The 14,062-nt window shown below is 73.4% G+C and carries 15 protein-coding genes and 1 tRNA gene; 4 read left to right on the top strand and 12 right to left on the bottom strand.

What is annotated here, in order from left to right; translation table 11 throughout:
• Positions 1-18 precede the first annotated feature (18 nt).
• The gene (locus tag RWE79_RS33885) at positions 19-1,242 is read left to right on the top strand and encodes a cytochrome P450 (protein ID WP_475943897.1); all 1,224 of its coding nucleotides are present in this window, start codon (positions 19-21) and stop codon (positions 1,240-1,242) included.
• Positions 1,243-1,264: 22 nt separating this feature from the next.
• On the opposite strand, the gene RWE79_RS33880 is transcribed toward RWE79_RS33885, so the two are convergent.
• The 8 genes from RWE79_RS33880 to RWE79_RS33845 all read right to left on the bottom strand — a co-directional run bounded on the left by RWE79_RS33880 (position 1,265) and on the right by RWE79_RS33845 (position 9,081).
• Entirely contained in the window at positions 1,265-2,410 is a 1,146-nt protein-coding gene (locus tag RWE79_RS33880) for an AbfB domain-containing protein (RefSeq protein WP_475943896.1), read from the bottom strand.
• Between the two features lie 136 nt (positions 2,411-2,546).
• Entirely contained in the window at positions 2,547-3,950 is a 1,404-nt protein-coding gene (gene sthA, locus RWE79_RS33875) for a Si-specific NAD(P)(+) transhydrogenase (RefSeq protein ID WP_475943895.1), read from the bottom strand.
• 146 nt (positions 3,951-4,096) lie between these two features.
• Positions 4,097-4,606, bottom strand: a complete 510-nt coding sequence (locus RWE79_RS33870) for a DUF1003 domain-containing protein (RefSeq protein WP_475943894.1) — start codon at positions 4,604-4,606, stop codon at positions 4,097-4,099.
• A 90-nt stretch (positions 4,607-4,696) separates the two neighbouring features.
• Positions 4,697-5,713, bottom strand: coding sequence for a lysylphosphatidylglycerol synthase transmembrane domain-containing protein (locus tag RWE79_RS33865; RefSeq protein WP_475943893.1), 1,017 nt, complete (start codon positions 5,711-5,713; stop codon positions 4,697-4,699).
• Positions 5,713-6,558: a class I SAM-dependent methyltransferase gene (locus tag RWE79_RS33860; protein WP_475943892.1), complete on the bottom strand. Its 846-nt coding sequence runs from the start codon at positions 6,556-6,558 to the stop codon at positions 5,713-5,715. The genes RWE79_RS33865 and RWE79_RS33860 overlap by 1 nt, the downstream gene beginning before the upstream one ends.
• Positions 6,555-7,667 carry a glycosyltransferase family 4 protein gene (locus RWE79_RS33855; protein WP_475943891.1) on the bottom strand — a complete coding sequence of 371 codons (1,113 nt, stop codon included), beginning with the start codon at positions 7,665-7,667 and terminating at the stop codon, positions 6,555-6,557. The genes RWE79_RS33860 and RWE79_RS33855 overlap by 4 nt, the downstream gene beginning before the upstream one ends.
• The gene (locus tag RWE79_RS33850; RefSeq protein WP_475943890.1) at positions 7,664-8,062 is read right to left on the bottom strand and encodes a 6-pyruvoyl trahydropterin synthase family protein; all 399 of its coding nucleotides are present in this window, start codon (positions 8,060-8,062) and stop codon (positions 7,664-7,666) included. The genes RWE79_RS33855 and RWE79_RS33850 overlap by 4 nt, the downstream gene beginning before the upstream one ends.
• A 38-nt stretch (positions 8,063-8,100) precedes the next feature.
• Positions 8,101-9,081 (bottom strand): zinc-dependent alcohol dehydrogenase, encoded by a 981-nt coding sequence (locus RWE79_RS33845; protein ID WP_475943889.1) that lies wholly within the window; start codon positions 9,079-9,081, stop codon positions 8,101-8,103.
• A 107-nt stretch (positions 9,082-9,188) separates the two neighbouring features.
• Here RWE79_RS33845 and RWE79_RS33840 point away from each other — a divergent pair, with 107 nt between their 5' ends.
• Positions 9,189-10,058: a CDP-alcohol phosphatidyltransferase family protein gene (locus RWE79_RS33840; RefSeq protein WP_475943888.1), complete on the top strand. Its 870-nt coding sequence runs from the start codon at positions 9,189-9,191 to the stop codon at positions 10,056-10,058.
• Here RWE79_RS33840 and RWE79_RS33835 read toward each other — a convergent pair.
• Positions 9,949-10,632 (bottom strand): RibD family protein, encoded by a 684-nt coding sequence (locus RWE79_RS33835; RefSeq protein WP_475943887.1) that lies wholly within the window; start codon positions 10,630-10,632, stop codon positions 9,949-9,951. The two genes, RWE79_RS33840 and RWE79_RS33835, sit on opposite strands and share 110 nt — an antisense overlap.
• Positions 10,633-11,018: 386 nt before the next feature.
• On the opposite strand from RWE79_RS33835, the gene RWE79_RS33830 reads away from it, so the two are divergent.
• The gene (locus tag RWE79_RS33830; protein ID WP_475943886.1) at positions 11,019-11,810 is read left to right on the top strand and encodes a class I SAM-dependent methyltransferase; all 792 of its coding nucleotides are present in this window, start codon (positions 11,019-11,021) and stop codon (positions 11,808-11,810) included.
• Here RWE79_RS33830 and RWE79_RS33825 read toward each other — a convergent pair.
• A tRNA-Pro gene (locus RWE79_RS33825) sits at positions 11,792-11,865 on the bottom strand. The genes RWE79_RS33830 and RWE79_RS33825 overlap by 19 nt on opposite strands.
• A gap of 136 nt (positions 11,866-12,001) precedes the next feature.
• On the opposite strand from RWE79_RS33825, the gene RWE79_RS33820 reads away from it, so the two are divergent.
• Positions 12,002-12,292: a YiaA/YiaB family inner membrane protein gene (locus RWE79_RS33820; RefSeq protein WP_475943885.1), complete on the top strand. Its 291-nt coding sequence runs from the start codon at positions 12,002-12,004 to the stop codon at positions 12,290-12,292.
• Here the strand turns inward: RWE79_RS33820 and RWE79_RS33815 are convergent.
• Positions 12,273-12,737, bottom strand: coding sequence for a hypothetical protein (locus RWE79_RS33815; protein WP_475943884.1), 465 nt, complete (start codon positions 12,735-12,737; stop codon positions 12,273-12,275). The two genes, RWE79_RS33820 and RWE79_RS33815, sit on opposite strands and share 20 nt — an antisense overlap.
• Positions 12,738-12,953: 216 nt before the next feature.
• Positions 12,954-13,955, bottom strand: coding sequence for an aldo/keto reductase (locus tag RWE79_RS33810; RefSeq protein ID WP_475943883.1), 1,002 nt, complete (start codon positions 13,953-13,955; stop codon positions 12,954-12,956).
• Positions 13,956-14,062: the final 107 nt, after the last annotated feature.

The raw sequence follows: 14,062 nt of genomic DNA, 5'->3' as shown, positions 1-14,062 counted from the left end.
TGGGCCGGGGGGCGACTCATGGACCAGGACACGTACGCCAGGCTCACCGCGGTGCAGCGCGATCCGTATCCGCTGTACGCGCGCGCCCGGGCCGAACCGGGACTGAGGTACTCGCCGGAACTGGGCGCCCGGCTGGTCACCCGGCAGGCGGACGTCATCGAAGTGCTGCGCAGGCCGGAGGACTTCTCCTCGGCCAACGCCCTGCTGCCCGACGTACTGCCGGCCCCGGAGGCCCTCGCGGAACTCGCCAAGGGCCCGGGCGGCGGCCCCGTCGTGGTGACCTCGGACGGGGCGCCGCACCTGCGGTTGCGCGCCCCGCTGGTGCGGGGGCTGTCCGCGTCACGGGTGACGGCGGCCCTGCCGTACATCACCGAGCGCGCGACGGCCCTGGTGGACGCCTTCGCCGCCGACGGGCGGGCCGAGCTGATGCGGCAGTACGCCAGACGGCTGCCCGGCGAGGTGATCGGTCATCTGCTCGGTCTGGACCCGGCGGACGTGCCGGCGGCGGTCCAGGGCAGCCACCGGGCCGAGGAGTTGCTGTTCCGGCCGCTGCCGGTGCAGGAGCAGATCCACGCCGCCCGCGATGTCGTCGCGCTGCAACTGCTGCTGCTGGACCACGCGCAGCGGCGGCGGCGCAGTCCGGGCGACGACCTGTGCTCGCGGATCGTGCGGGCGGCCGCCCCCGGCGACGGCCCGCTGACGCCGGATCAGCGGGGCGAGGTGGTGTCCGGTCTGCAGAACCTGCTGATCGCCGGGCATCTGACCACCACCGCGCTGATCGGCACCAGCGTGCTCCATCTGCTGCGGCACCCGGCGCAGTGGGAGCGGCTGTGCGCCGACCCCTCGCTGATCCCGGCCGCGATCGAGGAGGCCGCCCGCCACGACAGCCCCCTGCAGGGCTTCCGCCGGGTCACCACCCGGCCGGTCACCCTCGCCGGGGTGCGACTGACCGCCGGGGAGGCGCTGTTCGTGGCGTACGGCTCCGCGAACCGGGACGAGGCGGCCCACGAGGGCGCGGGGGACTTCGACACCGGCCGTGCTCCGGCCCGGCATCTGGCCTTCGGGCACGGGGTCCACAGCTGCCCCGGCGCAGGACTGGCCCGGGAGCAGCTGCGGATCACCCTGGAGATCCTGACCCGGCGGCTGCCGGGGCTGCGGCCGGCGCCGGGCGGACCGGTGGAGATGCTGCCGACGATGATCCACCGGTCCCCCCGGGCCCTGCCGCTGGTCTGGGAGACCTGACAGGGGCTCAGGGCACGGACTTTCAGGCCCAGGGCGAGACGATCCGGAAACTGATGTCCGCCCGGTACCCGGAGCTGTTCTCGTAGGGGTCGATCCGCAGCTGGAAGTTGCGGTGCCGCAGATAACGGCCGGGGTAGTTGTACGACTCGAAGGAGACCGAGTCCGCACCGGCCGCGCCCTGGTGCCGGCAGAAGGTGGCGTCCTCACGGAACAGGCGGGTGCCGTCGGAGGCGTCGGCCCTGATCCTGAAGTCGTAGTGCCGCAGGTAACGGCCGTCGCTCACCTTGAAGGAGAAGCAGCTGGAGTCGGCGAGGCCGGGTACGACGGTGAAGGTCGCCGAGTCGCGGGTCTGCGAGGAGGAGGAACCGCTGACCGGGTCGAGCCGGCCGAGGCCGTCGCGGTAGGCCCAGTAGCGGTCGGGATAGTTCACCGAGCGCACCGACCACTGCGTCACGTCGGGCGACGGCTTGGCGGTGGGCTTCTTGGTGGTCTTGCCGCCGGAGGTGCCGGCCTCGCTCTTCCCCGCGCCGGCGGCCCGGTGGTCGGAGGCGGAGGCCGAGGCGGAGGCGGAGGCCGGGATCCGGGAGGCGGCGGTGTCCAGACCCGCCTTGTTGCCGGCCTGCTCCTGCTCCGGCGAGGGCGTCAGGGAGGGGGCGGCGGTGTCCGCCGGGATCCTGGGGAGCGCGGGCAGTGCCGCCGAGTCTGTGCTGGGCGCGGTGCTCGAAGCGTCGGCGTCACCGGACGCGCCGGGCCCCTCCCGTACGACCGCGATCACCAGCAGGCCGCAGGCGGTGAGGACGGCCGCGCCCACCAGCAGGCCAAGCGGGCGTGACCGGACCGGCCGGGTGTGCTGGACGGCACCGGCCGGTTCGAACAGCACCGGCAGCAGACTCCCGGTGTACGGCGGGCGGGTGTTCTCCGTGTGGGTGGTGGTCTCGTACTCCTCGTACCCCTCGAACTCCTGGTAGCCCTGGGGTACTTCGTACCCGTCATGCCCCTGGTACCCGTCGTACCCGTCGTGCCGCGCGTACGGATCCGCCGGGCCGGCCGGTCCCGGTTCCTGCTCCTGGAACAACTGCTGTGCGGCGTCCGGACTCAGCGGCAGGGGCCGCTGCGGCCGGAATACATCCAGTTCCTCTGATTCGCGGCCGTGCTCCTCGGGTCTCAACCCGGTCCTCCTCGTACGTTCCCAGCAGATCGCTGTGGGCGGCCGAGAGTAGCGGTCCTGGCCCGGTTCTGCCGGAATTCCTCAATCCGCCTACGGTTCCGGCCCTTCCCTGCTATACCGCGAACGGCGGCCCGGATCAGTCCTGGAGGCGGTCGATCTGACGGATCTTGTTGGTCGCGTCCAGCGCCGCGACCTTGTAGGACTCGGCGAGCGTCGGGTAGTTGAAGACCGCGTCGACCAGGTAGTCGACCGTGCCGCCGGATCCCATCACCGCCTGCCCGATGTGGATGAGTTCGGTGGCCCCGGTGCCGAAGCAGTGCACTCCGAGCAGCCGCCGGTCGTCCGGGGAGACCAGCAGCTTGAGCATGCCGTGCGAGTCGCCGATGATCTGTCCCCGGGCCAGCTCGCGGTAGCGGGAGATGCCGACCTCGAAGGGCACGCACTCCTCGGTCAGTTGGTCCTCGGTCCGGCCGATGAAACTGATCTCGGGGATGGTGTAGATACCGATCGGCTGCAGGTCGGACATCCGGTGCACCGGCTCGCCACAGGCGTGGTACGCCGCCGTACGTCCCTGCTCCATCGAGGTCGCGGCCAGCGCCGGGAAGCCGATCACGTCGCCCACGGCGTAGATGTGCGGCACGGCGGTGCGGTAGTGCTCGTCGACCGTGATCCGGCCGCGGCCGTCGGCGGACAGGCCGGCCTTGTCCAGGTCCAGGTCGTCGGTGAGACCCTGCCTGCCGGCGGAGTACATCACGGCGTCGGCGGGGATCTTCTTGCCGCTCTCCAGGATGGTGAGGGTGCCCCGGGGATGGCGTTCGACGGCGGCGACGGTCTCGCCGAAACGGAAGGTGACGGCGAGGTCCCGCAGGTGGTACTTGAGCGACTCGATGACCTCGACATCGCAGAAGTCGAGCATTCCGGCGCGCTGTTCGACCACCGTGATCTTGCTGCCGAGGGCGGCGAACATGGAGGCGTACTCCATGCCGATCACGCCGGCCCCGACGATGACCATGGAGCGCGGTACCCGCTCAAGGTTGAGGACGTTGTCGGAGTCCATGATCGTCCGCTCGTCGAACTCGACGGTGGCGGGACGGGCCGGCCGGGTGCCGGTGGCGATCACGATGTGCTCGGCGCTCAGCAGCCGTTCGTTGCCGTTCGCCTCGCTCAGGGCGACGGTGTGGTCGTCCACGAAACGGCCGGTGCCGCCGAAGACCGAGACCTGGTTGCGGGAGAGCTGACTGCGGATCACGTCGACCTCGCGGCTCACCACGTGCTGGGTGCGGGCGGTCAGGTCCGCGACGGTGATGTCCTCCTTGAGGCGGTAGCTCTGACCGTACAGATCCCGCTGGGTGAGGCCGGTGAGGTAGAGCACCGCCTCGCGCAGGGTCTTGGAGGGAATGGTCCCGGTATGGATGGAGACCCCGCCGACCATGTCGGGGCGGTCGATCACGGCGACCCGGCGGCCGAGCTTGGCCGCGGCTATGGCGGCCTTCTGGCCGCCCGGACCGGATCCGATGACAAGCATGTCGAAATCGCGCACTTCAGGAGTCTCGCAGGCCGGGCCCCTCCCCCGGAAGGGCCAATTCTTTCGTGAACCGCCGCGCGGCGGCCCGAAGTCACAGGGCCGGCGTCACCGGCCCGGCCTCAGGGGCTCCGTCTCACCGTCTCCGTCTCACCGGCTCTGTCTCACAGGCTCCGCGGATCGACCGGGGCCGACGAACGGCTCCCCTCCATGGTCGCCCGGCTCTGCGCGAGGATCTCCTGGACGTGCCGCTCGATCCCCTCCGGGTCCAGCCCCAGGGCCTTGCCTATGTGCACCGACCACACCTCGGAGCGCAGATTCGTCTCGAAGTCCAGGTCGGCGCGGACGTTCTCCCGGGTCGCCTGCCGGTTCTGGCTGACCATGACGAACGTCGAGAGGAAGATCGCCTCCAGGCTGACGATCATGGTCAGCAGACCGAAGGGGTACGGGTCGAAGACCGCCCGCCTGCCCAACAGGCCCTCGTTCAGCACGATCCAGACCGCGAACCACAGGGCGTGAAGATAGACGAACTCCATCCTCCCCGCGAAGGCGGTGATCGCGTCCGCGAACCTGTCCTGCGTGCCGCGCATCCGCGTGTAGACGTCCCGCTCGTGCGGGAGCCGGAGGACGGACCGTACCGGAGCGGCCGGCCCGTCGGAGTGAGGGGAGTTCATGCCGTCCATCGTGCCCGACGGCCCGGCGGGCCCGTGCCCCGGTGCCGTCGCCCGCTCCCGGGGGCCGGTACCGGGACCGCGTACGGAGGGTCAGGACCGCGTGAGGGCCGCGTCGGGAACGGACGTACGGAGCGGGTGCGCCGGCAGTCCGCCCCGGACCGGGCGGCGTCGCCGGAGGGCGAACGCGCGTACCCCGGGCAGGACCAGGACCACCACGCCGGGGAGACTGGCGACGAGGGTGAGCACCCCGTAGACCACGGCGGTGGCCAGACCCTGGGAGGCGCCCAGGCCCGCCGCGCCGAAGGCGAGGGTCGAGGCGGCCTCCCGGGGGCCCCAGCCGCCGATGTTGACCGGAAGGCCCATCACCAGCAGCGCCAGCACGGCCGGCGGGACGAGCGCGGCGAGCGGCGCCGTGGATCCCGCGACGCGGGCCGCGACGAGGAACAGGGTGACATGGCCCACCAGTCCGGCCGCCGACAGCAGGACCACACCCGGCCAGGCGGAACGGGCGAGCAGGCCCTGACGTACGTCGGCCAGGCCGGTGGCCAGGGCCCGGCCCCCGCGCACGGTGCCCCGCCCGCGCCAGAACCACACGGCCGGGACGGCCGCCACGACGAGCGCGCCCAGCACCGCCCACCCGGTCGCCGGGCCCGGCCGGAAGCCGCCGGTCAGCGAGGTGAGGAGGGCGGGCCGGGTGAGCAGCACCGTACCGCCCAGGACGAGGACGACGATCTGGCCGGCGCACCGTTCGAGGACCACGGCGCGTACGCCCCGGCCGACGTCGCCGGAGTCCCGGCCGTGCCGGACGGCGCGGTCGACGTCGCCGAGGACACCGGCCGGGAGCACCGCGTTGAGCAGCAGTGCCCGGTAGTAGTCCGAGACGGCCTTGGCGAGCGGCAGCCGCAGGCCGAGGCGGCGGGCCACCAGGCACCAGCGCCAGGCGCTGAAGACCGTGGTGAGCAGGCCGATCGCCAGCGCCGCGAGCACCGAGGCGCCGTTGATGACGCGCAGTCCTTCGACGAACGCGGCGCTGCCCATCCGCCACATGAGCGCGCCGAGGATGCCCGCCCCGATCAGCAGCCTCAGCCAGGGCCAGACCCGTCGCATCACAGCTCCCCACCTCCGGACGGTCCGGGCAGCGCCAGCAGGTCGGTGTGGCCGACCACCACCCGCAGTTCGCCGGCGGCGGCCTCGGCGAGCCGGCGGCGCAGATAGGGCTCGGCCCGGTCGGCGAGATCGGGCCGCTGTTCGCAGGCCGCGGCCACCCAGCCGCGCAGCCATTCCTGGGCCAGCGCCGCCTGGTCCGGCCCGAGCCGCCAGGGGCTGGGGGCACCGGTCACCGTGGCGCCATGGCGTTCGAACGCCTCGGTGGTGGCGGCGACGGCGTCGGGGCCGAGCAGCCGGCGGCCGGCGGTCTCCCGGCGCTGGTGGGCGTCGAAGGCGGCGGCGATCTCGGCGTCCAGCGGGTCGGCCGGGGCGAGTTCCACCTGCCCCGCCACGGAGAGGGTCAGCAGCGCCGGGCAGCGCGCCCCGGCGCACGCGGCGGCCAGCGCGTCGATCTCGCCGAGGGTGAGCAGGTCGAGCAGGGCCGAGGCGGTGACCAGCGAGGTCCCGGCGAGGTCGGCGGCGCTCAGCCGGGTGAGGTCGCCCTCCCGGGTCTCGGCCGTGACGCGGTTGCCGTCGCCGTCGGCCAGCCCGGCGGTGCTCGCGCCCGCGAGGGCGAGGAGCGCGGGATCGCGGTCGTGCAGGATCCAGGACTGCGGACCGGGCAGCCGGCCGGTGAGCCAGCGGGCCAGGGATCCGGTGCCGCAGCCGAGGTCACGTACGACCAGTGGCCCGGCGAGGGCGTCCCGGAGCGGGTCGAGGAGTGCGGCCGACCGGGCGGCGGCGTCGGCGCTCTCGCGCAGCGTCAGCCATTGCGGGGTGAAGGCGGGTGCCTGTGACGCGCTCACGCGGATTCCTCCCGTAGCAGGTGCAGGGCCGCGTCCAGACGTTCCGCGGCTCGTTCCCAGCCCGGCAGGGTGTCCCGCCGGTGCCGGGCAGTGGTCCTCAGCAGGTCCCTCAGTTCGGCGTCCCCGAGCCAGCGGCGCAGGCCGCCCGCGAGGGCCGCGCTGTCCTGCGGGGGGACCAGGATGCCGGGCAGCCGGCCGTCGGGGGCGTGCCCGAGGGCGTCCGGTACGCCGCCGACGGCCGTCGCCAGTACGGGCGTCCCGCGCATCAGGGCCTCGGTCACCACCATCCCGTACGTCTCGGCCCGGGACGGCAGTACGAACAGGTCGGCGGCGTCGTACTGGGCCGCCAGCGGTTCGCCGGTCAGCGGTCCGGTGAACGCCACCCGGTCCCCGAGGCCGTGTTCCCCGACGAGGTCACGCAGCCGGGCCGCGTACCCGGGGTCCCGGCTCGGCGGCCCGACGAAGACGCAGTTCCAGGACAGGTCGGCGACGGCCGCCAGGGCCTCGACGAGCAGGTCCTGGCCCTTGCGCGGGGTCACGGAGGCGACGCACAGCAGCCGTGTCGCGCCGTCCGTGCCGGTGGCCAGCGGCGCCGGATCGGTGCCCGGGGCGACGACCCGCACCCGGTTCGCGGGAAGCCCGTGGTGCGCGGTGAGCCGGCGGGCGGCCCAGGGGCTGGTGACCACCACCAGGCTCACGGCGTGCAGGGTCTCCCGCTCCCCGGCGTCCAGTTCGGCGGCGTCGGCGGGCGTCAGGCCCGTCTCGTCGGCGAGCGGCAGATGGACCAGTACCGCCAGCCTCAGCCGGCCCGCCTGCGGGACGACGACCTCGGGAACGCCGCAGGCCACCAGCCCGTCGAGCAGCACCACGGCGCCGTCGGGCAGTGCCGCGAGCTCACCGGCGAGCCGCTCGCGCGCGGCGGCGTCCGGCCGCGGCCAGGCCCCCGGTACGGCGATCTCGCGCACCGGACGCCCCGCCGCGGCCAGGCACTGGTTGACCCGGCGGTCGTAGACGTTGCCCCCGCTGGGGGTGGTCAGGTCGTGGACGTCGCCCGGCAGCACGACATGCAGCGGCCGCAGGGCCGCGGCGGTGGCGCCGGCGGCGCTCACAGCGTCCGCTCGTAACTCGCCCAGGCGATGTGCGACTCGTGCAGGGTGACGGTGATCGCGGTCAGGCCGCGCGCCTCCTCCCCGAGTGATCCGGCGGCCACCCGGTCGGCGAGCCGGTCGGCGACGACCTTGGCCAGGAACTCCGTCGAGGTGTTCACCCCGGCGAAGACGGGCTCGTCGTCGAGATTGCGGTAGTTGAGCTCGGCGATCACGGCACCGAGCTCGGTGGTGGCCAGTCCGATGTCGACGACGATGTTGTCGGCGTCGAGCTCCGGGCGGCGGAAAGTGGCGTCCACCACGAACGTCGCCCCGTGCAATCGCTGTGCGGGGCCGAAGACCTCGCCGCGGAAGCTGTGGGCGACCATCAGATGATCGCGAACGGTGATACTGAACACAGGAACGACCCTCCAGGGCGGCGGGCCGCCCTTCGGCACTATGCGGGACGGTAGTGAATACGGTGACACAGCCCGGATGGTTCACCTGCGGCGACGCGGCTCATCGCGGCGGGCAGATCCTCGAAGTCACTCTCACCGGTGATCAGCGCGTCGAAGCGGGCGTCGGCCAGCAGCCGCAGGGCCAGTGCCATCCGGTCGCCGAAGCCCCGGCGTGAGCGGCGGGCCGGGGAAACCATCCCGACCTGGCTGCTGCGCACGACCAGCCGGCGGGAGTGGAACGCCTCGCCGAGCGGCAGGCTGACCCGCCGGTCGCCGTACCAGCTCAGTTCCAGGACGGTCCCCTCCGGATCGAGCAGTTCCAGGGAGCGGGTGAGCCCCGCCTCGGTGGCGCTGGCGTGGATCACCAGGTCACAGCCGCCCTCCGCCCGGTCGGGCAGGGCGAAGCCGATGCCCAGCGCCTCGGCGACGGCCGCCCGCGCCGGATCGACGTCCACCAGCTGCACCCGGGCCCCGGGGATCCCCGCGGCCACGGCGGCCACGGAGCTGCCGACCATTCCGGCGCCCACCACCGCGATCCGGTCGCCGACCAGCGGCGCGGCGTCCCACAGGGCGTTCACCGCGGTCTCCACCGTCCCCGCCAGCACCGCCCGCTCCGGGGGCACGGTGTCCGGCACCACGGTGACCGCGGTGGCCGGCACCACGAACCGGGTCTGGTGCGGATAGAGGCAGAAGACGGTACGCCCGAGCAGCTCCGCGGGGCCGTGCTCGACCACTCCCACGTTGAGGTAGCCGTACTTGACCGGCGCCGGGAAGTCGCCCTCCTGGAAGGGCGCCCGCATCGACCCGTGCTGGCTCTCGGGCACACCGCCGCGGAAGACGATGGTCTCGGTCCCCCGGCTGATGCCCGAGTACAGGGTGCGCACCAGGACCTCGTCCGGGCCGGGTTCGGGGAGGGCCACGGAACGGAGCTCCCCCTCGCCCGGGGCCCGCAACCAGAAAGCACGCGCCGAACGCTTCACCGTTTTCCTCCGTATTGCTTGATGACGGCCACGCGACCCCGCCGAGCAGGCGGTTCCGGGCCCGTACCGTACGCGGCGGTTCCGCGCGATCGACAACTGGGGACGTGATGACCGTACGATCCGGAGCGGACAAGGGCTCGGCAGGCCGCGAGCAGGCCGTGGCGGCGGCGGCCCAGCTGGGCCTGCTGGCGGTGCTGTGGGCGTTCGCCGGCCTGGACCCGGCGGGCCTGCTGGCCGGGGCCGTCCACGCCGCGGCGATCTGGGTGGTGCTGGCGGCCTCCCTGCGCCGCTACGGCACCCGGGTGCTGGGGCCGGCCGACCGCGTCACGCTGGCCCGGGCGGTGCTGGTCGGGGGTGTCACCGCGCTGGTGGCGGCCGGCGCGGGACACGGAGTACCGCTGACCGCGCTGGCCTCGGTGGCGCTGGTCCTCGACGCGGTGGACGGCAAGGTCGCCCGGCGCACCGGGACGGCCTCGGCGCTGGGTGCCCGCTTCGACATGGAGGTCGACGCCTTCCTGATCCTCGTACTGAGCGTCCGGCTGGCGTCGGATCTGGGGCTGTGGGTGCTGGCGATCGGCGCGATGCGCTACCTCTTCGTCGCGGCCGCCTGGGCCGCTCCCTGGCTGCGCGGGGCGCTGCCGCCCAGCTTCGCCCGCAAGACCGTGGCCGCGCTGCAGGGCATCGTCCTGGTCGCGGCCTGCTCGGGGCTGCTGCCCCGCCCGGTCGCGGGGCTGATCACCGCGCTGGCGCTGGCCTCCCTCACCTGGTCCTTCGGCCGCGACATCCGGTGGCTGTGGCGCGCCGGCCGGCCCGTCACCAGGGCCGCCACCGCCACGGTCACCGTGGCCGTCGCCGCCGGCGCCGGCGTCAGTCGTCGTGGCGCGGCAGGTACCGCAGCAGCACCACGTCTCCGATCTGCCTGGCCTCTGCCAGTCTCATACGGTGCTCCGGCCCCTGCGGGAGCACCGCGGGATTGACCAGCCGCGGGGCGTCCGCCTGGCCGACGAAGAACGGGGCGTAGACCAGGTGCAGTTCGTCTACGACGCCGGCCGCCAGGAACATGGTGTGGATCGCTCCCCCGCCCTCGACCATCAGGCGCCCGATGCCCCGGCCGGCCAGATCGGCCAGTACGGTACGCACATCCAGCGGATCGCCGGCGTCGACGACCGAGCAGACCGCTTCCAGCCGCTCCCGCACCGAGGCCACCGCCCGGGTGCTGGTGTACACGAGCTTGTCGCCCTCGCCGGTGGTGAAGAACCTCGCCGCCGGGTCGATCTTCCCGCTCTCCGTCAGGGTGACCTTCACCGGGGTCGGGGGCAGCCCGTCCTTGATCCGGCGTTCCCTGCGCTCCCGCGAGCACACCAGCAGCCGCGGGTCGTCCGCCCGGATGGTGTTGGCGCCCACCAGGATGGCGTCGACGCCGGCCCGGACCTCGTCGACCCGGTCGAAGTCCTCCTCGTTCGACAGCAGGAGCCGGGTGGTGCTCGTGTCGTCGAGGTAACCGTCCAGCGACGCGGCCACCGACAACAGCACATGCGGGCGCGATTTCATGCCCCCCATGATCCCCCTCCCCGCCCGACCCCGGCCACGCCCCCTCCCCCGACCGCCGGCGGGACCGCCCGCACGGGCGCTCCGCGGCGCTCGGGCGGGTGACCGTCATCCACATCCTCCCCGGCCCGCCGCCGCACCCGGATGCCGCGGCCACTCCCGTGGAAACCCGCCCGGGCGCCCGCCGCGACGGCCCCGTGGCGGACTTCCACGGGGGCTGGGCCGACGGGCCGGCCCGGTCGGGACAAGGGGCCCCGGTGGCCCGGTGGCCCGGTCCGGGGCTCCCCGGCGGCCGCGCACGACCTCACCGCAGCCCCTCCGACCTGGGCTTTCATGGCGTTCGGGCCTAGCATTTCCCCATCGTGAAACCCATCGTGGAAGGGGATCGGATGGACCGCGGCATACGCACTGTGGACGACGTGATGAGACTCCTGGACGACCTGTTCGCGCCGGACGCCGACCGCTGGACGGCCGGGGCGGCCACCTGGTGGGACGGCTTCTACAGCGACCGCTCCAGGCCGGTGCCGTTCTTCGTGCCGAAGCCGGACGAGAATCTGGTCTCGTACCTCGACCGGGGCCTGATCGCTCCGGGCCGGGCGCTCGACCTGGGCTGCGGTCCGGGCCGCAACGCGCTGCGACTGGCGGCGCTCGGTTTCCGGGTGGACGCCGTCGACCTGTCGCCCGCGGCGGTCGCCTGGGCCGGGGAACGCGCCCGGGAGGCGGGCGCCGACATCCGGTTCCACTGCGGCGACGCCTTCGGCCCCGCCGGGACCGGGCTGGACGGCCCGTACGACCTCATCTACGACTCGGGCTGCTTCCACCATCTGCCGCCCCACCGCCGGATCAGCTATCTCGCCCTCCTCGACCGTGTACTGGCCCCCGGCGGCCACCTCGCCCTGACCTGCTTCGCGGCCGGAGCGATGGGCTCCGAGCTCCCCGACGCGGCCTTCTACCGTCAGCCCCGGCTGCACGGCGGGCTCGGCTACACCCCGGAGTCACTGCGCTGGATCTTCTCCGACCTGACGGAGGTCGAGCTGCGCCGTATGCGCGACGAGCCGCCCGGGTCCCCGCACTTCGGTGAGCCGTTCCTGTGGACCGCGCTGTTCCGCCGTACGAAAGAAGGGCCTCCGCGGACTCTCGTCCGTGAAGACCCTTCGCACCGTCGGGACGACAGGATTTGAACCTGCGACCCCTTGACCCCCAGTCAAGTGCGCTACCAAGCTGCGCCACGTCCCGGTGCTCGGCCATTCGGGGATTCGCCCCTGGCTGACCGCGCACGAGAACAATACCGCACCCGGTGCGGTGCCCGCGCGCACCCGAAATGAGTAGGCGTACTCATGTGGCGCCCGCCACAGCGGCCGATGCTGCCGTTATGACGAATCCGATCCATCAGCAGACGACGGCGGCGTACTACGCACAGGCCGTGATCTCGTTCGGGGCGGCGCTGACGGCGACCGCCGTGGGGGTGGCGTACCTGCCCGTGGGTCCGTGGGTGCGGGCGTTCCTGGGGCTGGGGGTGCTGTACCTGGTGACCTCGGCGTTCACGCTGGCCAAGTGCGTACGGGACCGGCAGGAGGTGGGACAGGTGGTGAGCCGGGTGGATCAGGCCCGGCTGGACAAGCTGCTGGCCGAGCATGATCCGTTCAGGGCCGAGGGTCTGTAGGGGCTCGCTCCGGCGGGGCCTGGGCCGGAGCGACCGGTTCGCTGCCACGGGCGGCCTCGGCGCTGTTCTGGGCGCCGAGGGCGCCGAAGTAGAAGCCGGCGACGGTGGCCAGGACGGTCAGCAGCGACGTGACGATGGTCTTGCGCAGGTCGTCGGCGCCGCCGCCGGTGGCGGTGGTGGCGTAGGCGAGGGCGAAGCCGATCAGGACGATCACGAGCATGGCGATCAGGCTGCGGGTGAGGCCGCGGGCCCCGCGCGGTTCGCGCAGGTCCGTGAGGAGGGCGCGGGTCTCGGCGTTCGACCAGTCGCGGCCGATCAGTTCCTTGGTGACGTCCCGGCGCCAGCGGGCGGCGGCGACCGTGTCGATGACCAGCGGCACGACGGCGATGACGGCGACGACCACCGCCACCGCCGCGACGAAGACAAGGGTTCTGGTGGAGTTCATGTCCGGTTCCGGGTCCGTCTCTCGGTAGCGCGGCCGGGCGGGTACCGGCAGGTGGTCGCGGGCGCGAACGGTCCCGTGGGAGATGCCGTACGGCCTCCGCACGGCGGCGGCGCCGCCCTCCGGGTGCCGATGACGGCCACGTCCGCCGCTCCCCCGTTCGCCGTGGAACCTGAAGTGTGCCCTGCCCGGCGCCCTGGCGGTATACGTCGGATGCGCTCAACTCCAGGGCAGGGCAGCGCGGTTGGACCAGTAGGCGGCCGCCGGTCCGGCCAGTGCGGCGAGGCGGGCGAGCTGCTCGGGGGTGAGCTGCACCGAGGCGGCGGCGAGGTTGCTCACGACCTGCTCCGCGGTGGCGGCGCCGGAGAGCACGACGTCCGCCCAGGGGCGGTGCAGGACGGCGGCCAGCGCGACCGCGTCGGGTGTGGCGCCGGTCTCCTCGGCGACCCGGAGCAGGACGGACGCGGGGCCGGAGCCGGTGTCGGAACCGGGGTGCGCGAGGCGGCCGTTGGCCATGCCCTCCTTGACGATGACCGTGCAGCCGGCCGCGTGGGCCTCGGCCAGCGCGGGCCCGGCGGAGGGTTCCAGCAGGTTGTACGTGGACTGGACGCAGGTGAACAGCGGCAGGCCGTCCACGGTGACGGCCAGCGCGGCGCGGACGGCGTCGGCCTGGGCCGGGCCGCTGGTGGAGAACCCGATCTTCACGCCGTCTGCGGCGAGTTCGGCCAGCCGGTCGTGCAGGACGCGGTCGGTCAGGGCCGGGCTGTCGGGGGTGACGGAGTGGATCTGGTAGAGGTCCAGCCGCTCGCCGAGCAGGGCGCGGCTCTCGGCGATCTGCCGGTCGTAGGTGGCCGGGCTGTGGTCCTTGACCTCGTGGACCTCGGCGTCGGACCGCCAGCCGGCGGTGTAGGTGTAGCCCCACTTGCTGCCGATCACGACCTCGGCGGCGGCCTCCGGGCGCCGTTCCAGCCAGCCGGCCAGGAACTCCTCGGCCCGGCCGTAGGAGCGGGCCGCGTCCAGGTAGCGCACGCCGTGCGCGTAGGCCGCGTCGAGCACCTCGTACGCGCGCTCGCGCATCGCGTCGACGGTCCGCTCGGCGGGCGCGGGCAGGTCGGCGGCACGGCCCAGGTTGATGTATCCGGGGCGGCCGACGGCGGCGAGGCCGAGGCCGATCCTGGGGGTGGGGGCGGCTGCGATACGGGAGAAGGACGCGTGGGACATGGTCAGCACCGTACTCCCGGGGTAGTACGCGGATCCGGGCCCCCAGGGTGACGTGCCGGTGATCACCGTAGGGCAGAGTAGGAGGTCCACTCCGTTTTCAGCACCAG

The sequence above is a fragment of the Streptomyces sp. RLA131 genome, from assembly GCF_056270125.1.
Note: the sequence above shows the minus strand (reverse complement) of the source record. Positions and strands in the feature narration are given on the sequence as shown.